We start from the raw sequence: 19,224 nt of genomic DNA, 5'->3' as shown, positions 1-19,224 counted from the left end.
ACAATAGGCTAATCCATGGTCAAACAGGTTTTTTGCGTATCAACGGCAAAGATAGCAGCGCAACCGCAAAGGGCACCAGGGCAGCGAAGTAAACGGGCAGCAGATAGTAGCCTTCCCCACGTGCAGACAGCGCAAGCTGGTTAAGCTGCAGCGAGAAGCCATAGACTCCCGAGGATAATTTGCCGAAAGCCACCCAATCCGCCCCCGCCGAGGTGTAGGTGTGTTTCTGGTAAGTTACCGTGCAGTTTTGGGCGGTCCCGATGAAGGAGAAGTTTATGCTGCCGCTGCCCAGAGCGGCCGAGAACCCGCTGCCCGAGTCGTCCTCAACAAAGAAAACCCGAGAGGACTCATCTGGCTTAGAGGGGCCACTGTAGAGCTGTGTGACGTTGCCGCCCAGCCAAAAATCTTCCTGACCCTCAGCTGATGTCACCGTCAAGCTTGTGGTTTCGGAGCGGAAAAAGCCGCCGGGCAGGCTAAGCGACTGATTGTTTATCCAGCAGTATAAGCCGTTGAAGGCGGGGGTGAATTTGAGCAGGTTGTAGCCTTCGAGGCGACTGTAGGTGGTGGAGGCTGAGGTGACGCTTTGGGCGGCGAAGTCGTAGCTGGATAGGGTGGCGTGGCTGCCGCTGAGGCTAAGCTGCAGTAGGCACTGAGGGTTTCTAAAATAGAGCATGATGCGCTCGGTGGAGCTGGCGTTTTGGAGTTTGAAGGCTAAAACGTAGGTTTCCCCAGTTGAGGAGCCGTTGAGGTTGTAATTGATGTATGTGCCGGCGCCGACGGGGTAGATGGGAACCGGCGAATCAAGCAATGAAAGTTCATGGCTGGAGGGGGCGCTGCTGCTGGAGACTACGGTAGCCGCCGTCAAATCGGAGAGTTGGAGCCGCGGCGCAACCGACACCCCCACCGTCAAATTATCAGCTTTTAGCAGCGGATAACTGCCGTAGTAGTTGGTCTGCAAATCAAAACTCAAATCTAAATTCAGGTTCTGCTGGCTTAAGCTATGGTTAAAGGCAATGGGACGGGACCAGTCGTTGAAGCCCACTTTGCCTGCCCAAGCAAGATAGTAGGTGCTAAACATCGGCGAGGAATCATACGTGTCTGAGGGGGGAAAGATGCCGAGGGGAAAAACCGCGCTGTCCGAGGCAACAATCGGCTCAGCATAGGAGGCGTCAAAGACAAAACCCAGACCAAGCAGCAGCAGAACCGCCGCGGTAAGCAGCGCCGACATTTTTGCATTAAGCCGCTTGGGCCAGCGCCATAGACGCGGCGGATCAGATGGGGGGGCGCCTGTGCGGGGTGATTTGGCTAAGCAGTAGGCTGCGGCAGCCGCCACTGAGGCAAGCAAAAACACGTTGAAGACCCAGAGCCAAGCGGAGTAGGTTTCCCAGGTTGAGAAGAACACAATGTTTTGCTGCAGCATCGGATAGGTGAAGTAGAAGATGCCGGCTTGCTCGCCGGTTCCGATGATGAAGCTGATGAAGAATAAGCCCACAAAGATAGGCAGGTTTGTGAGCAGCAGCCACCTGTTAAACTGGCGCCTAGAAGTAGCCGTCAACGCCAACAACACGCCCAGCGGGTAAAGCCACAGGTAATAATCGGGCAACTGCACCATCGCCGTGTAGATGAAGAGTAGCAGAACAAAAAACAGCACCGCCGATTCGTCCAGACGCATATGCTTGAAAAGCAGGGGAGCAGCAACCGCCAACGTAACCAGCAAGGCAAGGTAAGGCAACTGGGGCAGCTGCATCCAGTACTGGAAACCCTCCCACGCGGAATTATCGATAACTGAACCCGACAAGGCACCCAGAAAATCGTAGAATCCCCCGCGGAAAAACATGAACTCGAACCCGAAGAAAACAGCGACCATGCCGACGGCTATGGCAAAACCGGAGAGTTTGCTGCGCAGCGAGGCGGCGTCGAAGAAGAGCAAGGTGGGTATGAGGATAAGGGTGTAGCGGTAGATGAAGGCGCTGATAACAATGGGTAATAGCGCGATGAAGTAGCGCTTTTGGTTGTTGCCGCCGAAGTCCACGTTACGCAGCAACGTGTAGCCTAAAACAAAAAAGAAAACGGGCAGAATGTCGACTTGCGCCCAGAAGTAGTTGACGTAGAGCACCGCGGGGTTAAGCAGCGTAAAAAGCAGCACTGCCTCCGCGTAGGCCGGCTTAATCTTCTGTGCTATACGGTAGAGCAGAAGCGCAGTGAGCAAGGTGAAGAAGAACAGAATCACCTTGAGTGTCACCACCGAGAAGTAGAGGTTAAACCCAGAGGAGAGGTAGGCGAAGTGGAGAGGAACAAAGAACATAAACGAGAAGAAGCCGCCGGGCCAGGGGCTATGCGCCATCGTGGGTACAGCACCGTTTATGGAGCTGCCAACCGATACCCAGCAGCGGATATTCATCGAGTCGTAGGTGGGAAGAAGAGCCAACGCTATGTTTACAGCTACCGCGACAAGCAACAGGACAAGGAATCTCTGTTTTATTCACTTCAACTCCGAGTTGGATAAAGGATTTCTCTGCGCAGAACCCGCGAGAGAAAAACGTGTTGAAACAGAATCATAAGCAACCGAAAACGCGAATCACCCATGCCGGCCTGCCGAAGCGACCAAACCCCGTTGTCGCTTAAGCTGCGGTAGCGGGAAGGGGAATACAGCGAATACGCCGTGGTGAACGTGTTGGATTTATTGAGTTTTAGGCTTATCAGGGAATAGGATTTTACTGCTGCGTTTATGATGCGGCTGAGGAAGCCTCCGCTGAGGCTGCGCCCAAAATCCTGATGGATAAGCACCTCGTTGAGGCGCACGACAAGGTAGCCGCCGTTTCTGATTCTTCGGTTAAACTCTAGGTCCGCCCAATCTACAAAGTATGCGGGGTCATAGCCGCCGCAGCGATTAAACACCGAGGTCGTGGTGAAGAACCCCGAAGTGATGCCCCAGGAGATGACGGAGTAGGGGGTTTTTATGCCCAAGTTTGAGTTAACGTATTTTTCGTCGTTGGAGATTATGGGAACTAAAAGCCCCACAGGCACCCCTGATGCCTCAAGCCATCGCCAGGCGGCTTGGGCTTTAATCAGCCACTCTGCGTCGAAGTGGGCGTCGTCGTCGAAGAAGTAGAGCCAATAAGCGCCCAGCGCCGCCGCATAGGAGACGGCTTTGTTGTAGGCTTTGGAGATACCGAGGTTTTCATGGTTTTTTATCAACACAAACTGGGGGTGGCAGCGGCAGTACTCGTCTAGGCGAGAGGTTACTTGCTTGTCGGTGCTGTTGTCGCAGATAACTACATAATCCACCATCGGCGATGCAGCTTCAAAGCATGAGAAGTCAGGCACCTTATTGTAGGTCACCGTGATGATGGCGCTTTTACCTGAAGCATCAGACACTAAAGTAGCAGCCTCCTCAGTATGCCTAAAGCGTAAGCTAAATCCAGCAGCGCCACATAGGCGCCTGAATCCAATGCCGCAGCTAACTTCCTGCTGTGCCGCCAAAACCGCCAAAACCCAATCCTAAACAGAACCACCTGTGTGTAGAGCAAACCAAAAACCAGCATCGCAGCCAGTATCGGAGCCATCAATGCGCCCCCGACCAAGAAATTAAGCAGCAACGCCGCCAACGCCACTGCCTCAAAGAACAGAAAGAGCACCCGGTAAAGTTTTTCTTTGAAGTACGCGGTGGATTTTAGCCAGTTCTTGTTGGAGTATCGCCAGGCATCCAGCACGGATTTGCCATAGAGGAATTCCTTTTTGAGGAAAAAAGACAGCGTGTCAGGGTCACTTAGTCCCACCTCGCAGGCTGTTGCGTCGCTGGTTACGAGTTTACCGTTTGTCTGCGCGATGGAGGTTAAGATTATGTCTTGAGCGGTGAAGGAGTTGGCGGAGCCTTGGGAAAACAATTCGCTGAGGACTTGTTTGCTGAGTAAGTCGGCTTTTGTGAAGGCAATCTCGGCTTCTACTGCATGATTTGGCTCTGAGTCAGGGCTGACTGCGGGGTCAAAGACTTCAAGGTTAGCGATGCGACGCTTATAGAACACATATTTTTTGTAGTCGGTTTCGGCGTCGATAACCAGCTTGGAGGTAACGATGTTGGAGGGAGAAGCATCTAAAAGCTCCATAAGCCGCATCAAATATTTTCTGCTCAGCGGAACAATATCCTGCTCCAACACCAAGATGTCGTCGTATAGGCAGTACTTGAGGTTCTCTTTGATGGAGTTGTAGAGTCCCAGCTGAGAGGGGTTATTTCTGAACAGAAAGGGCACCTCGCCGAAGGGCACCATACCGGAGATTTCATCGTAAAAGTCGACGCCGTCGTTGGCGATTATAACCTCGAAGCGGCGGTATTCCTGGTTGGCAAGAGCACCTAGAATCTGGCGTATATCCTCTATATCGGGGTTATACGTGGGGATCAGGACCGATATTCCCCTTTCTAAACCAGGTTTCTCGCTCATCCAGTTTATCTCCTAACTAACTCGCCTAAACTACACCGAACCGCAAAATTTTCCATCAACTTTTTGACCACATATAAAACAGCGCAAACAACCAACTGAACCGCCGGGAATACAGAACCCGCCGGGCACGGCTATAGTAGAGTCTAAGCCGCAGCAACGAAAAAGCCATAACCACAGAGTGCTTGCCAAAAGAGCCTGACATTTTGCTGCCGTCGCGTTCCATCCAGCTTATGCCGACTTCTTTTACTTTAAAACCGCAGCTCAGCGCCGAATAGATGAAGTTCACGTCGAAGGCAAAGCCCGTTATCAAGAAATCGTTTTTTATGGCGTCGATTAGGCGGCGGCTGAACACTTTGACGCCGCATTGGGTATCTTTGATGGGATGCAGGTTCCAAAACATCAGTTTCGCAACTACATTGAAGGCGCGGCTAAGCAGCGTGCGCTTAAGTGACCGCTTCTTAGGCAGCCTCGAGTCGCTGCTGTAGCGTGAACCAATCACTAAGTCGTAGTCATCTGCCATCTTGATTAGCCGCCGCAGCTCCGAGGCAGGAATAGAGCCGTCTGCATCGACAAAAGCAATCACGTCGCCTTGGGTGTGCTTTAGGGCTTCCATGATTGCTCCGCCCTTACCCAGCCGAGAAGGAAAAACCAGCGCCGCCGCGCAGGGGTTGGCGCCGATTATCTCCTTAACGATTTTGGGGGTGTCATCGGTGCAGCCGTCCATCACCACCAGCACCTCGCATGGGCGATCAAAGAGGGAGGGGTCCTTGAGGATTAGCTCATTTAATGTGAGCCCTATACGTTCGGCTTCGTTATAAGCTGGAACAACCACTGAAAGCTGAGGCTTAACATCTAACATCAAAAAGGGCATCCGTAAAAGTATTCACTCTAAAACCGTGGATTAAACAGGCAATCTTGACGCTGAAAAACAATGGCAAGAACTTAAAATTCACCTTCACAGAACGGGGTAGCTCAAAACACGGGGAGCTACATTAAATGAAAGCGTTTACGAAAACATAAAGGCTTTGATTGGGCACCCTAGGGGTTTACATCAAAACCTCCTTGGGCAGCATCAAGATTTTGCTAAATATGCACTCCGAGCCTTTTTTGAATCCTATACAACCCACGAAATCGGCGCATGGAAAAGAGATGAACCCATTAATGGAGCGTCAATGTAGAAAACGCTGCAGCTAGGGCGTGTATGTGTAAACCGCTATGTCGCCGCTACGGTAGACTTCACTGAACATGGGGGGCACCGATGGTAGTCCATACCAACCTTCATTGGGCACCCACCAAATCAAGAAAACTTTTCCGCTTTGCGTATCCGCCACGGAGGGCGCCACATCGGCGGGGTTATCGTACTCGTAGAGGTGAACCTGATCAGGGCTCAGCTCAGTGAGTGCCCAGCCATAGAAAGCCCGATGCGTCAACAAAACATCGCCCTCACCCATATTTGTTTTAAGCCAATGTACCGCGTCGGCGGCGCCGGGGCAGTCGCTGATAGAGACGGTGTTTTGAAGCATAGAGGAGGGAATCTGGTAGATGTGACTGTTAAATCCGCTTCCAGACGAGAAATAGGTGAAAGGTGTCTCAGGTGGCAATACCATGAAGCCTAAACTGAAAACTGCAGTGACCACCGCCAAATAAACCAGTCCAACCCTCATCAAGCTGCCCTTGAAGCGCCAGAAGCGGCGGGTTTTAAGCAGGCTTAAAGCATCAGTGACGTAGAACGCTAACGGATAAACCAGTAGCATAAGCAGACGCAGGTTGCTGGGGCTAACCATAGGAATAAAAAACGCAGCTAAAACCACTATTGCCCACGCCTGCATTTGGAAGTTTTGGAAGCGGCGAATACTCAGAACCGCTAGGGGCAGAAGCGGCAGGAAACAGAACAGCAGAAAAATGGCTTCGCTTCCGAGCATTTCGGGGTAGGAGGCGTAACCGAATAGGGCAAGCCAACCGTCAGGCGAACTGGGGAAGCCGAAGATTAATCGGTACTCGGGGACGGCGGGGCTGAAGAAGAAAACCGCCAGGAAAAACAGGATGCTAGGCAGCATAAACGCACCTAAACGTAAGGATGCGGAGCGGTTGCCCCGCAGAAACATGTAGATTAAGCTGAAGAATACCACTGCTAACGCAAGAACCGCCACCACCTGATTTGACAGCACAACTGCAAGCAGCGCCAAAGAAAACAGCAGGGTGTTCTTCCAGGAATGTTTGGCTTGGGCTTGAAGGAGCAGAGTGAGGGCTAAGAAGAGGAAAATTACAGCGACTTCTTCTCGCAGGGCATCCCAGGAGATGCGTAACGCCACAAAATACAGCGTCCCCAGCAGGGCGGGTGCGAGGCTTTTAATCTGTGACCACCCAAGGCCTCTTCGGGCAAACAGGTAGCTGGATAAGCCTAAAAACCCAAGCAGCAGCGGCGAAAGCACCTTTAACGCAAGCACCACTGAGCCTAAAGCGTAGCTTAAACCCGTTGAGAACACGTAAAGCAGGGGCGCTGTAGCGATGAAGCCCACGAAAGTTACGTCGCCACGCATCCAATGCATGGTCGTGGGCAAGTAATGGGCCAGGGTGTCAAAGCCAACAAGGTAGGGCCCCATAAGTATCTCCGGGATAAACCTCACTAGAAGCGGAACCAGAAAGGCAAGTAGCGGATAGAGATGTTTCTTGGGAATCAACTTGGAACTAAACAACGAGTCCGAGCGGTTAAAGATTACCCTAAAACCACCCGAGAACAGATGCTGCCTCAGCGGGGTTTTTTGCGCAGCAGCGAGAGGTAAACATCCACATAAGCCTTCGAAACAACACTCCAGCTTTCCCTTTGAGCAAAATGCAGGTTCTGCTGGCTCATTGCTAAAGCGAATTTGGGGTTGCACATAACCTTCAAAATCGCATCTACCAAGCTATCCACGTTTCCCGGGGGAACCAGCACCGCGCAGGCGCCGTCGTTAACCATTTCTCTTAGCTCAGGCAAATCCGAAGCCACGACGGGTCGAGCGTAGCCGCAGGCTAAATGGAAGACGCCGCTGGTTCCGGGGGCTGCAAGATAGGGCAAAACAACCACCTTTGCCCGCAGAAAAACCGAAGCTAACCTGTCAGCTGGAACGTAACCTGTGAATTCAACGTTGGGGAGGCGGGCGCGTATGAACTGGTAGAGGTAGAGGGGGTAGTTGGGGTGGTTTGTACCCGCTACGATGAGCTTGACGGAAGGGTCTTTTTGGCGTATCTTCTTTAGGGCATGGAGCATAATGGGGAGTCCCTTATGGGGCCCCATGTGTCCGAAGAGCAAAATGGCGTTTTCGCTACCATCAAGCGCCGGGGTTGCCTCCACGGTTGCGCCATGGGGAATGTAGATGACGCCGTTGTGGGTGTAGCGTTGGGTTAGATATTCGCTGTAGGTTTTCACCAGCACAACCACTCGCTGAGCGGAAAGGATAATTTTGGTGGCGACTAAAATGCCGATTTTGTTAATCAGGGTTGCCTTCATATCGTACTGCGTTAAATCAGCCTTATCGCCTAAAGTGTGAAGGGCAGCGACGACTTTGAAGCCTAAGAGGCGGCTCCACAAAATCAGAGATAACCCGCATAGGTTGGTGATTTTGGATTTACCAAAGCTCTGATAAGAAATGTTAAAGTGAACGACGTTGGGTCTAATCCGCAGTACATAATACATTATGGCAAAAATAGAAAAGAGCCCGTCGGCTTTCCAGACCCGGTGGATATGGACTTTTCCATTTTCATATGCTGGTCGAGGAAGAAGGGTTTGGTCAGCTATAACATGGAGTTCATCTACTTCTGGTCGGCTGGCTATGGCGGCAACTAAGATTTGGGCGTACTCGCTGAGTCTAGCCCGGTTAGGTGGATACGATGAGATAAAGCAAACCTTCAGCCCCAATCTTCACACAGCCTGCTTAACCCCGAAGCGTCTAGGGTCTTCTAAAATACGTTGCTGCAGTAGCTCCCCTGGTGTTACGGTGTCTAAGCCGCTTAAAACGCTCATCAGTGTAGTCAGCATTCTTTTTAGAATAGGTTAGCTTCCAAATAAAGTTTACAATCAAACCCTGAATAGCAAAGCCGCTAAACAGTTCAAACTGGCTTAAATTTGCATCTCTAGGATAGAACGCTTGATGCGCGGACCTCATTTGGCACCAAAGAGCCGTCTTTAGCGGTTTTTGTCCAGTCACGCCTACGCCGGAAAACCAGTTTCAGAAATGCCCAGCCTGCGATGACCATTTGGATAAGCCAGTAAGCGTAGATGGATGGTATCCAGAGGATGTTGCGGAGTCTTATTGGCTTCTCAGAGGCGGTTACGCCTATACCGATGGAGATCAAAGAAGCCGCGGTTAACGCGATAACTAACCCTGTGAAGTTCAAGACGGGGGTGCTTTGGGAAAAAAATACGGCTACCAAAAACCAGTTTATGTAACTCAGCAGCGAAACCACCATCATAAAGGGTCCGGCAAGCGAAATTTCCGCATCCACCGTTCGCTTGTTTACCCTGTTTAGGAGGCGGCCATATTTGAGGGCGGTTTCCATGTATCCGCGGTACCAGCGGACCCGCTGAGTAATTAGGCTATGCAATGCATTGGGGGTTTCCTGCTCTGAGCATACGTCGGGAGCATATTTTATGATGTGGTTCTTCTCGACTAAACGCAGCGCCAACTCGACGTCCTCAGTTAAAGAGTTCGCATCCCAGCCGCCCATCTCATCGAGTACGCCACGGCGTACAAACTGGCAAGTCCCCGCCAGTGGAACAAACAGCTGCAGCTTCTCGCGTCCACTCATCAGCATCTGGAACCACGCCCGCTCCTCCATGGCGATAACCCGGGTTAGAATGTTTTTTCTCTCGTTAATCGAGGTGGTCCTGCCCTGAATCGCCACTACTTTCTCGTCGTTGAAGTAGCCAGCTACCCGTCTAAGCACGTCTTTCTGGGGGAGGCTGTCAGCGTCGAAAACAGCCACGATGTCCCCTCGGACGTGTGGAAGCGCAAAGTTGAGGGCGGCGGGTTTACCTTTTGCTTTTTCCTCTCGGAGCACCGTGACAGTTGATGGGTATTTCTGCTGGAATTCAAGGCTTATTTTGCAGGTTTCATCAGATGAGTTTCCATCGACAACAATGATTTGCAGTTTATCTTTGGGGTAATCTACACCAAGGATGCCGTCTAGGCAGCGTCGGATAACTGAGTCCTCGTTTTTTGTGGGAACAATAATCGAGAAAGTCGGTGATTGCTGCCCGTTCTGCAGGGCAAGGGTTCTCCGCTTGTTTTTTATTCCCACGTAGATTATGGATCCGTTATATATGGTCCAAAAGAGAAGAACGGCAAGTAGAACCGTTGATATTATGTCAACAACAAGCATACAGACCCAAACCTAACCGACAGAGGGAAACATGCGGTAGTCTATAGTAACGATACAAACTTGAAGCTTTAAAACTCTCCAGCCGAGCCCACTTAGGAGAGGAAGATAAATTCCTCATCATGTTCACTATACTTTTTTAATCTTTTTAACCTTTGTTTTTTGCCCCTATTTTACCTGCTTAGAGTTAGGCTTACTTGCATGATTTATATATAAATAAATATCTGAAGAAACCCAGAATCTCAACCTGCAAAAGGGACTGCTTGTAAGAAGACTTAAACAGGCAACATTGCTTTTTCATTTGGTAATCATGAAGCGGTTTTTGTTAGTTCTCCTGTCTAGCTTTTGCCTTGTCGCCGCATCTTTCGGGACGGTATTTGTGCAGGCGCAGAATTCGTATTCGCTTCAGATAAGCAGCTTTGTTTGGGACCATACAACTCTAAAAGCACTCATATTTCCAGCGGATAATGAATCCTGGTGGGACCCTGCCGATTTAAACAGCACTCTGCGTGCAATGGGGCAGTGGAACGAGGCAGTGGCGGGGTTTGCAGATAACTATTCAGAGTTTTCCTACTTATCCAGCATAAAGTTTGAGCCCGAGGTTTCCAGCCAATGGCAAGCGGGATATGACGTCTACGTCAACTATACGGAGTCGCCGCTAAGCGACAGCTCCGACGAGGTGGGGTTAGCGCAGCTCTACGCGGACAACCAAAACGTGTTAACAAACTGCACGATTAGCCTTGCCACTCATACCGCCCACGGCGTCGAACTGTCAGGTATGGATATGCAGAATATCGCGGTTCATGAGTTAGGGCACGGTTTAGGTTTAGGGCACTGCAACTACTCAGGCGATATGATGTATGCATTCTACACCGTAGGCAGCACTGCCCAGGAGATCTCAACTCTTGATGCATACGGAGTCGCGACGCTGTTTGCATGGATGGAAAACCCCTCGAGCTTCTACCCCGTCGGCGAGTGGCTGAAAGAGAACACGGTGACCCTGCCCGACTCCATAGCCTACCAGGGGCTGCCTATGTCAGAGCAAAACATGCCGCCGCAATCGTTGACGGATAATCCATTAGGACGGTTTTTTGTCTCAATATACGAGTGGCTGCTGCATCCCGAAATCGCCGTTATAGTGATTGCGATGATTGCGTTTTTGGTGGCGGTGGGGGTTTTTGCCCACTACACTCGACCACGCACTCGAGCGGCAATTACGGCTGATTCATAAACTCAAGGAACTCTTTGAGGCCACGGGGTCGCAGGACATAGTTGGTTCTTCGCTGGATGCCTATGGTAGATGAGGGGGAAGCGCCGTAGTCGTGGCCCGGATAAACCTCGATTGAGTCATCTAACAAGAGCAGCTTATGGAATAAGCTATCATAGAGTTGCCTTGCGTTGCCGCCGGGCAAATCTGTTCTGCCGCATTCCCCCACAAACAACGTGTCACCCGTCAGCAGCTTCTGCTCATCAACAAGCAAGCAGATGCCGTCGGGGGTGTGACCGGGAGTATAGAGCACCTTAAGGGGAACATCGCCGACCCTCAGTACGTCGCCGTCGTCAACCGCCAAGTCGCAGGGCAACCGTGACTGTTTATGCGCAACCAATTTTGCCCCGAAGATTTGATGTAGCTCCATGTTGCCTGCGGTGTGGTCGGAGTGGCCATGCGTGCTTATGATGTATTTCAAGGTGAAGCCATTTTCTTTGATGACTCCGATTATCGCGTCGGCGTTGTAGCTGGAGTCCACAGCGGCGGCTTCTTTGGTTTTTGGGTCAGCTATGAGGTAGCTGAAGTTGTCGCCGTGCCGCTGGATCTGCCGGAAAAACACAGCTATGTCCCCAACATGGTTTCTTTTCTGCGTTGCCGCAGGCTCAACCTCGCCAGCTCCTGGCCCTGCTCAGAATAAATCAGCGCCACGATTTTGTCCCAGTCAAATCCTTCACGAGCATTGTAGTGTGGATACTCTTCCTGCGAAAACATTACGAGCTTATCTGAATCGTAGAGGACACGGAAGGCTTCAGAGGGACAGGCAGGGTGCTCATGGTGGGTGCCCACGATGGCGCAGACCTCCATTATGAACTCGTCGGGGGAACCTATCTGTTTTAGGATCTCGGCTGAAATTTGGGGTCCCTTCTCATATTGGTCTTTTATGCTGCTGCCGCCGATGTCATGCAGGATTATCGATGCAAACGTGAGTTCCTCAAGTTGCGCTTTAACGGGGAAGTTCTGTTTTGCTATCTCAAAAACGCGTCGGGTATGGGCTACGCCGAAGTCGTTTTTGCTCAGGTAGGGTGTTGCCAGCTGCCATAGTTTATCCAAATCCAAATTGACGGCCTCCGCTGCAAAAGGTGGGAAAAGAAGCTATTTAGTATTTTTCTAAAAGATACAGTTTAATCCGCTCAAAAACATGGGCTTGATTTCGGCTATCGCCTCTTCCCGCCTCAGCGCCCAAGTGTATCGGATAACTGCGAATTTGCCAATCCATGCATTCAGAAACTCTTAACCAAAACAGCTGTGCAGCAACCATTCACTGTTGAAATGATTTTTGAAATGCCAGAATATCGTTTGGTGGATAGCCTGAGTAGTACTTGCCGAAGTACCCAAAAACCTCCATGCCCCGCTCCAGGTAGGGCCTCAGCTTATCTGCCCACAGATGCAAGTCCGCGGTTTGATCAACCTCGATTCTGCCTAATGTCCCCACAACGGCGGCGCGGTTGCCTTCCCAGCGGACATAGAGGAAATCCGAGGTTACCTCAGCTGTTTCCGGCACATATTGGCTGTCAGTCCAGGCATAAGCCACATGATGCATGCGTAGAAGGGAAAAGAAGTCAGGGGTCAACCAGGACCTGTGGCGCACCTCCACCACATAGCGGTATCCATCGGGTAGGCTATGCAGGTACTCGGCTAGGTCGGCCTGATGCTTTGCGGTGAAGCTGGGCGGAAACTGCAGCAGAAGAGCCCCTACCCTATCGCCCAGCGGCTCGAGGCGGGAGAGGAAAGAGGCGGTTTGGACTTGGCAGTCCCGGAGCTGTCTGATGTGGGTTATCAGTTGGGGGAACTTGAAGGAGAACAAAAACCCCTTGGGCGTCTGGCTGCCCCAACTGCGGATGGTTTGCTCGGTGGGGATGCGGTAGAAGGTGCTGTCCACCTCGACGGTGCCGAATTGGCCTGCGTAGTAGCCCAGGAAGTCTTTGGAGGCGGTTTTGGCGGGGTAGAAGTTGCCCTTCCAGAAGGTGTAGCTCCAGCCGATTGTGCCCAGATGCAGCTTAGGCGGAGTCATCTTTACCCTTCAGCAGCAGCCAATCCTTCTGGTCCTCGGATTTCTTAAGCCGCACCAGCACATAGCGTCCATGCAGCCGGGTGCCATCGAGGGTGACTTCGATTTTGTCGGGTTCCCAAAGCTTAACGGTGTAGTGGCCGCTGTCCCAGATTTTCACGGTTCCCGCGCCGTATTGGCCCTTGGGGATGGTGCCTTCAAAGCTGGCGTAGTCGTAGGGGTGGTCTTCGGTTTCTACGGCTAAGTGGCGTACCTTGGCGGCTTCGGGGATGCCTTTGGGGACCGCCCAGCTTTTGAGCACGCCGTCACGTTCCAGCCGTAGGTCATAATGCAGGCGTCTTGCATTGTGCTCCTGAACCACAAAGATTAGGGCGTCGCCTTTTTTGTTGCCTCCGCTGGGCTCCGGGGTTTGCCCGAAGTTGCGTTTCGACTGGTACTCAGAGAGTTTTTCCTGTTTCACATCCAACGTCTTTTCCTCCAATAACTGATCGATCGTGCATTGTTGGGGGGGTTTATCTTCCCTTAACCGTTTAAAACGAGGCATCCTCAGTCTACCATCCCGTGTCACTACCTGATAAACGATTTCGCAGACAAGCCTAGGCTCCAGCCACGTGACGACATCGCCGCTTTCGGATTTGAAGGGTGCCTGTGTGGTTTTGATTTTCTCGAATTTCCCCACCAGAAGCCGCAGGGTCTGCTCCGAAAAGCCCGTGCCGACTTTACCCACATAAACAGGCTGCCCCCCCGCATCGTAGAGGCCTAAAAGCAGCGCCCCGAAGGTTTCCGCCCTGACGTTGCCGCCTTGGGTGTACCCGAAGATGACGCAGTCGCAGGTTTTTAGCATCTTGATTTTAAGCCAGCTGCCCGTGCGCAGGCCTTCCTCGTAGGCGCTGTCTTTGCATTTAGCCATTATGCCCTCGAGTCCCCGCTCCAGTACCAGCCGATAGTAGGCTTCGCCTTTCTCCTCGATGTAGTCTGAGAGCAGCACATGGGGGCCCTCCCGGAGGCTTTCACGGAGCAGTCTTTTGCGTTCCAGCAGCGGCAACCCAGTTAGCGATTCGCCGTCTTTTTCAAGCAGGTCAAAGACGACGTATAGGGCCGGGGAGCGCTGCATTTGCCGCCTGATTTCGCCCTCGGAAACCGCCTGGCCCCGCTCCAGCAGCGTCTGAAAGTCAGGTTTGCCATCCCGCATAACAACGATTTCGCCATCCACCACCAAGCCGCTGCCCAGACCCGTCAACTCAGAGAGCTCAGGAAAGTTACTTTTCAGTTCCTTGCCGCGGCGGCTACGCAGGCTAAAGGGCTCCTCGATGTAGGCGACGGCGCGGAATCCATCCCATTTAATCTCGAAAATCCAGTTCTTATCAGTGAAGGCTTGCTCAGCGATTTTAGCGAGCATCGGCTGGTAGTAGTGGCTGCGGCTCATTTCTGTGTTTCCAGCTGCTTGAGGGTCTCGCGGAGCGCAACCATGAGTCCACGGGCGGCTTCCTCAGGGGGCTTCTGGACGGTGATTTTTTCACCCTTCATTTTCTGGGCAACCAACGCCTCAACGCGTTCCTGGTAGGTGTCTTTGAATTCGGCGATGTCGAATTCTCCTGAGAGGTCAGTGACGATTTTCACTGCCAAATCCAACTCGGCTTTTTGTGGCTCAGAGAGCTTGTGAAGCGCCTCGAAGTCCTGTGGATCCACCACATCGTAGGAATAGCGCAGGGTCGTTAGCACCAGGGCGCCCTTGTAGGGGTGCAGTAGCGCCGGGTACTCTTTGGTGCGAAGGGTGATGCGTGCGGCGCCGGCTTTGTTGGTGCGTTGCAGCGCGTTTAGAAGTAGGCTGTAGGCGTCTTTGCTTTTGTCGGGTAACAGCGCGTAGGTGCGGTCGAAGTAGACGGGGTCAACTGAGAAGTAGTCGACGAATTTGCTTATGCGGATGCGTTTGTCGGATTCGGGTTTGGCGGCGTCGAGTTCCGCCTTATCAAAGATGATGAACTCGTTTTTGGCGACTTCGTAGCCGCGGGCAACCTCGTTCCATGGCACGATCTGGTCGTCTTTGGTGCACATCTTCACGTACTTAAGCGGGTGACCATCGGTTTTATGGAGGAAATGAAACGATATCCCCTTATCATAAATCATCGAGTAAAGCTTAACGGGCACATTAACTAAGCCAATCGTTATGCTGCCTGACCAAATCGAGCGGCTTGGCGCGGCGGCACTGGCTTTCTCGCTTGGCGTTTGCTCAGCGCTTTGTTGGTTTTCCTGCTCTAAACCCAAAAACCATACCTTCCAAAAAGCTAAATTATCCACTAATTCTGTGGAGCTACTAGAGTTTAACCTTTTTCCGAGTTCAAACCTGGGGCTTGTTTTTGTTTTGCTTCAATGCCGCCAGGGCATCTTGGGCTTTGGGTCACCCAAGTTCGTTGGCGACTTCTTTAAGTTTCTCAGGGATGTTAATGTGCTGTGGGCAGCGCTCGACGCATTGCTGGCACTGCTTGCAGAGGCTCGCGTCAACCCGTACACCCGTAAGCGCCCCCATCAGAAACGTTGCGTACATGGCGCGGGCTTGCTGTTCGTCGCCGCTGAGGTAGTATTCGTTGAGGGCTTGGAAGTTACGGGGGATATCTACGCCGTTTATGCAGGGCATACAGTACTGGCATCCCGTGCAGGGCACTTTAAGCATCTCTCGGTAGGCTTCAGCGGCGCCTTTTACTGCTGCCAGGTCTTGGGGCGTTAAGGAGTGGGGCAACGCATTTTCGGCTACAGCAACGTTTTCCAGAATTTGGCGGGTCTCATTCATGCCGGAGAGCACAACGGTTACTTCGGGGTGATTCCAGACCCAACGTAGCGCCCACTCAGCGGGAGTCCGCTTAACGGGGGCTTTCTGGTAGAATGCTTTTGCCGAAGCTGGAAGCTGCGTTGCCAGGTTGCCTCCGCGCAGGGGCTCCATAACAGCAACCGCCAGTTTCTGCGCCGTAGCATACATCATCCCCTCTGTGCCTGCCTGAAGCTTCTCGTCAAGGTAGTTATACTGGATTTGGCACATAGCCCAATCGTTAGCATCGATGATTTCCTTAAAGGTAGGCAGCGAACCATGGAAAGAGAACGCCATATTCACGATTTTGCCCTCTGCCTTGGCCTTCTCCAGAAATCTAATGGCTCCAAAACCCTGCAGTTTTCTCCAGGACTCCGCTTCCAGTGCATGCAGCAGGTAGTAGTCTATGTGGTCGGTTTGAAGCTTCCGCAGGGAGGTGTTGAGCATTTTCTCCATATCTTGGGGTTTATGGAGCATGAAGGGCGTGAGTTTGGTGGCGACTTTGACTTTGCCGCGGTAGCCATCTTGAAGGGCTTTGCCGACTAAGGTTTCGCTTTCGCCGTCATGGTAGGGCGGCGCTGTATCCACATAGTTTACGCCGTGGTCTATGGCTAAGCGTATCTGTTTGATCGCCGCTTCCTCATCGATGGCTTGTCCCTTCATGGGCAGACGCATACATCCAAAGCCAAGGACAGAAAGTTTATCGCCGTTTTTAGGCACAATTCTGTACTGCAAAAACATCCACACCAAAAACAAGTTCAGGTAGTAGACGGCAACCTTTAAAGATTAACTAAACCGCAGTGCTACAAGGTGAGGTGGCATCTTTTCTTGAAAATGCCCCTCCAGGGGTCGCCGGCCCGCTTAGAAACAGACTCAACCGTAAAGTCAGCAGGGTCGATTCCTGCTTTGACCTCGCTCCAATCAAGCGGCGATGAAACCGTAGCGTTCGGAGTGGGGCGGAGGCTGTAGGGAATCACCATCGTACGCATAGGTGAGTTCTGCAGGTAATCCGCGAAGACTTTGCCGGGTTTCTTGGTGTCCTTAAACTCGGAAACCACCAAATCGTTTTCGTTGGCCAATGCGATGCCGATTTTATGGACAAACCCTCTTGCCGCTTCAAAGCTATGCTCGGGCTCTATGGGGATAACCACATGCAAGCCCTTCTTGCCCGATGTCTTCACAAACGGGGTGAGACCTAAATCAAGAAGCTTCTCTCTGAGTTGAAGCGCAACTTCGGCGGCGTCGCTTAGGTTAGCGGGCGGCTCGGGGTCGATGTCGAAGAAGAGCAGGTCGGGTTTGCTGAGGCTGTGGGTGGTTGAGAAGGGCATGTGGATTTCCAGCGCCGCCAGGTTAGCCAGCCAAATCAGCGTGTCAAGGTCGTTGCATACGATGTAGTGGACATCGCGTTTGGAGGTGGGGGAATAGATGGTGTGGCGCTTCACCCAGCTGGGGGTGCCCTCCGGAGCGTTTTTTTCAAAGAACGCCATGGTGTTGCCGTCTACGCCGTCGGGGTAGCGGGTTAAAACCAGTGGGCGATCGGCGATGACGGGGAGGATTTTGGGGGCCATCTTGATGTAGTACTCGATGACTTGACCTTTGCTGAGGGGAACCTTTGGGTAAAAGATTTTTTCGAGGTTCTTGAGGTGAACCTTGGTGAGCTGCCGATATTCTTCAGTATTCTCCATTGCTGCCACATCAAAACGGCTAATATAAAAACCATAAGAACAGTATGTATAATGTTGGCTTTGTGCTTTATGGCGAACGCCAAAAATAAACTCGACAAATGCAAAGTTTATCGGGAAAAAACATTTTTTTGCACAGTTACACCTAAATAGGAAAGCCTCGCATAGTTATATTTGCAGAATTTAATCAAGAAAAAGTAAAATTTAGCTGACGGCTTGCTTTTTTCAAGATAATTCGCTACAAAAAAAAGGGAGAAGATCATGTAAATGAAGCCAAAGAAACCAACATTAGAGGACCAGCTTGCCTTCATTTCAGCCCAGAACGAGGTGTACCCCACTGAACTCTTCGAGGGATTAGTCAGGGCAAAAGAAGAGGGCAAAAGCGAAGTTGAAGAGTTAACGGTCGAGTACCGGGGGAACGTAGCGGACCAATCTATCTTTCTAATCACCAAAGAGGGAAAAGTGATTGCTCAGTTCCGTGTGCCAGACGAGACTCTAGGCCGCACCGACGTGTCCTTTGATAGTTCCATGGAAACAGGCAGAGTCCGCAAAGAAATTGCTAGGCAAAACCCGTCGCCAAGCCACCTGAAAATCGAGGACCTGCGGGTTGGCATGAAAAAAATCAACGCTGCCGCACAAGTTGTAGAGGTAGCTGAACCATCGAAGGTGCATACCCAATTCCGCGACAACGCAGTGGTTTCCAACGCTGTAATCGAGGATGAAACAGGTAGGATGCTGCTTTGTCTTTGGGACCAGCAAGTTAACACTGTACATGTTGGCGATTGCATCGAGGTTCGCAATGCACATGTCGCTATGTTTAAGGGCGAAAGGCAACTGCGGTTGGGAAAGAATGGCTCAATCACCATCCTTGAGAAGCCGCTGGAAAACTAACCTTTTTTAATTTTATCGTTTTTTCCTTCAAGTAATATTTTTGATTAATGATGCCGGAGAGGCTGTGTCAGAGAAGCGGTAGCCACAGTCTTAATCCCGCATGCTTCCAGCAGATGCAACCCAAAAATGGTCGCTCGCATCTGGATATCAAGGGTTTGCCGCCGCGCCCGCGCATTTTTTGGTTTTGGAGCGGTGTTTTTTGTGGGGGGCGAGACGGTTTGGGGTTAGTTTTGGCTGGTTAGCGCTTTTGTGGGGGCTTGGGGGCTTTTTTTTCTTTGGGCGGTTTCGGTGCGGCTGCAAAATTACAGGGTGGTTATGGCATAATCGGTGTGGCTGGGGAGGTTTTTTGTTTGTATTACATGTATATTGTGGGGGTTATGCGTGTTGGCGGCTGTGACAAGGTTTATGTCACTGGAAACGGAATCTTTATATTAGCTGAGGTTACTTCTGTAAGAATTCAGCTACAATTGCTAGCCCCGCAATTTTCACATGGCGGCGGCTCAACCCGTACCGACGGCGATTGCCTAATGGGATGATGGAGTTGGCCTCCAATTGCGGGGACACGTATGTGGACCTGACTAATTGCTCAGTTAGGTCTGAAATGGGCTTTGACGTATAGAGTGGAATGTTTCTCCCTCCAAATCCAGTTAAGTAGAAACTGAATGCGAGAGAAAGTGTCAATATATTCGTACCACACAAAAAACAAATGATCCGACAGACAATTGGAGTGCATAACTCCGGTTGATCCTGCCGGACCCCACTGCTATCGGGAT

General features: G+C 51.5%; 16 protein-coding genes. 2 read left to right on the top strand and 14 right to left on the bottom strand.

Translation table 11 applies throughout. The features are described from left to right. Positions 1 to 19 precede the first annotated feature (19 nt). The 7 genes from NWE93_14585 to NWE93_14555 form a co-directional block, all read right to left on the bottom strand. Positions 20 to 2,428: a hypothetical protein gene (locus NWE93_14585; protein MCW4001456.1), complete on the bottom strand. Its 2,409-nt coding sequence runs from the start codon at positions 2,426 to 2,428 to the stop codon at positions 20 to 22. A 59-nt stretch (positions 2,429 to 2,487) separates the two neighbouring features. Then, positions 2,488 to 3,378, bottom strand: a complete 891-nt coding sequence (locus NWE93_14580; protein ID MCW4001455.1) for a glycosyltransferase — start codon at positions 3,376 to 3,378, stop codon at positions 2,488 to 2,490. Beyond that, entirely contained in the window at positions 3,378 to 4,439 is a 1,062-nt protein-coding gene (locus tag NWE93_14575) for a glycosyltransferase family 2 protein (protein ID MCW4001454.1), read from the bottom strand. The genes NWE93_14580 and NWE93_14575 overlap by 1 nt, the downstream gene beginning before the upstream one ends. A gap of 55 nt (positions 4,440 to 4,494) precedes the next feature. Beyond that, positions 4,495 to 5,298, bottom strand: a complete 804-nt coding sequence (locus NWE93_14570; GenBank protein ID MCW4001453.1) for a glycosyltransferase — start codon at positions 5,296 to 5,298, stop codon at positions 4,495 to 4,497. Between the two features lie 331 nt (positions 5,299 to 5,629). Then, positions 5,630 to 7,042 carry a hypothetical protein gene (locus tag NWE93_14565; protein MCW4001452.1) on the bottom strand — a complete coding sequence of 471 codons (1,413 nt, stop codon included), beginning with the start codon at positions 7,040 to 7,042 and terminating at the stop codon, positions 5,630 to 5,632. Between the two features lie 146 nt (positions 7,043 to 7,188). Then, positions 7,189 to 8,337 (bottom strand): glycosyltransferase, encoded by a 1,149-nt coding sequence (locus NWE93_14560; protein ID MCW4001451.1) that lies wholly within the window; start codon positions 8,335 to 8,337, stop codon positions 7,189 to 7,191. Positions 8,338 to 8,552: 215 nt separating this feature from the next. Continuing rightward, positions 8,553 to 9,800, bottom strand: coding sequence for a glycosyltransferase family 2 protein (locus tag NWE93_14555; protein ID MCW4001450.1), 1,248 nt, complete (start codon positions 9,798 to 9,800; stop codon positions 8,553 to 8,555). 376 nt (positions 9,801 to 10,176) lie between these two features. On the opposite strand from NWE93_14555, the gene NWE93_14550 reads away from it, so the two are divergent. Further along, positions 10,177 to 11,028, top strand: a complete 852-nt coding sequence (locus NWE93_14550) for a matrixin family metalloprotease (GenBank protein ID MCW4001449.1) — start codon at positions 10,177 to 10,179, stop codon at positions 11,026 to 11,028. Here the strand turns inward: NWE93_14550 and NWE93_14545 are convergent. The 7 genes from NWE93_14545 to ligD (NWE93_14515) form a co-directional block, all read right to left on the bottom strand. After that, a complete protein-coding gene (locus NWE93_14545; GenBank protein ID MCW4001448.1) occupies positions 11,012 to 11,626 on the bottom strand; it encodes an MBL fold metallo-hydrolase in 615 nt (204 codons plus the stop codon). The genes NWE93_14550 and NWE93_14545 overlap by 17 nt on opposite strands. Positions 11,627 to 11,628: 2 nt before the next feature. After that, positions 11,629 to 12,123, bottom strand: coding sequence for an HD domain-containing protein (locus NWE93_14540; protein MCW4001447.1), 495 nt, complete (start codon positions 12,121 to 12,123; stop codon positions 11,629 to 11,631). A 202-nt stretch (positions 12,124 to 12,325) separates the two neighbouring features. After that, the gene (locus NWE93_14535; protein ID MCW4001446.1) at positions 12,326 to 13,078 is read right to left on the bottom strand and encodes a DUF72 domain-containing protein; all 753 of its coding nucleotides are present in this window, start codon (positions 13,076 to 13,078) and stop codon (positions 12,326 to 12,328) included. Beyond that, on the bottom strand, positions 13,065 to 14,501 hold the full coding sequence (ligD, locus tag NWE93_14530) for a non-homologous end-joining DNA ligase (GenBank protein MCW4001445.1): 1,437 nt from the start codon (positions 14,499 to 14,501) through the stop codon (positions 13,065 to 13,067). The genes NWE93_14535 and ligD (NWE93_14530) overlap by 14 nt, the downstream gene beginning before the upstream one ends. Beyond that, the gene (locus NWE93_14525; GenBank protein ID MCW4001444.1) at positions 14,498 to 15,340 is read right to left on the bottom strand and encodes a Ku protein; all 843 of its coding nucleotides are present in this window, start codon (positions 15,338 to 15,340) and stop codon (positions 14,498 to 14,500) included. Before NWE93_14525 ends, ligD (NWE93_14530) begins: the two co-directional genes overlap by 4 nt. Positions 15,341 to 15,473: 133 nt before the next feature. Continuing rightward, a complete protein-coding gene (locus tag NWE93_14520; protein ID MCW4001443.1) occupies positions 15,474 to 16,613 on the bottom strand; it encodes an aldo/keto reductase in 1,140 nt (379 codons plus the stop codon). 68 nt (positions 16,614 to 16,681) lie between these two features. Beyond that, positions 16,682 to 17,563 carry a non-homologous end-joining DNA ligase gene (gene ligD, locus NWE93_14515; GenBank protein ID MCW4001442.1) on the bottom strand — a complete coding sequence of 294 codons (882 nt, stop codon included), beginning with the start codon at positions 17,561 to 17,563 and terminating at the stop codon, positions 16,682 to 16,684. Positions 17,564 to 17,827: 264 nt separating this feature from the next. On the opposite strand from ligD (NWE93_14515), the gene NWE93_14510 reads away from it, so the two are divergent. After that, the gene (locus tag NWE93_14510) at positions 17,828 to 18,451 is read left to right on the top strand and encodes a hypothetical protein (protein ID MCW4001441.1); all 624 of its coding nucleotides are present in this window, start codon (positions 17,828 to 17,830) and stop codon (positions 18,449 to 18,451) included. The last annotated feature ends 773 nt before the right edge of the window (positions 18,452 to 19,224 follow it).

It is taken from the genome of Candidatus Bathyarchaeota archaeon (genome assembly GCA_026014735.1).
In the GTDB taxonomy this organism is placed as follows: Archaea; Thermoproteota; Bathyarchaeia; order Bathyarchaeales; family Bathycorpusculaceae; genus Bathycorpusculum.
This window is presented reverse-complemented; position numbering and strand designations above follow the sequence as displayed.

Bases quoted from the DNA above. Each gene is read 5' to 3' on its own strand.
- NWE93_14575 (MCW4001454.1), bottom strand. From the start codon at position 4,439: ATGAGCGAGAAACCTGGTTTAGAAAGGGGAATATCGGTCCTGATCCCC.
- NWE93_14570 (MCW4001453.1), bottom strand. From the start codon at position 5,298: ATGTTAGATGTTAAGCCTCAGCTTTCAGTGGTTGTTCCAGCTTATAAC.
- NWE93_14565 (MCW4001452.1), bottom strand. From the start codon at position 7,042: ATGGGGCCCTACCTTGTTGGCTTTGACACCCTGGCCCATTACTTGCCC.
- NWE93_14555 (MCW4001450.1), bottom strand. From the start codon at position 9,800: ATGCTTGTTGTTGACATAATATCAACGGTTCTACTTGCCGTTCTTCTC.
- NWE93_14535 (MCW4001446.1), bottom strand. From the start codon at position 13,078: ATGACTCCGCCTAAGCTGCATCTGGGCACAATCGGCTGGAGCTACACC.
- ligD (MCW4001445.1), bottom strand. From the start codon at position 14,501: ATGAGCCGCAGCCACTACTACCAGCCGATGCTCGCTAAAATCGCTGAG.
- ligD (MCW4001442.1), bottom strand. From the start codon at position 17,563: ATGGAGAATACTGAAGAATATCGGCAGCTCACCAAGGTTCACCTCAAG.
- NWE93_14510 (MCW4001441.1), top strand. From the start codon at position 17,828: ATGAAGCCAAAGAAACCAACATTAGAGGACCAGCTTGCCTTCATTTCA.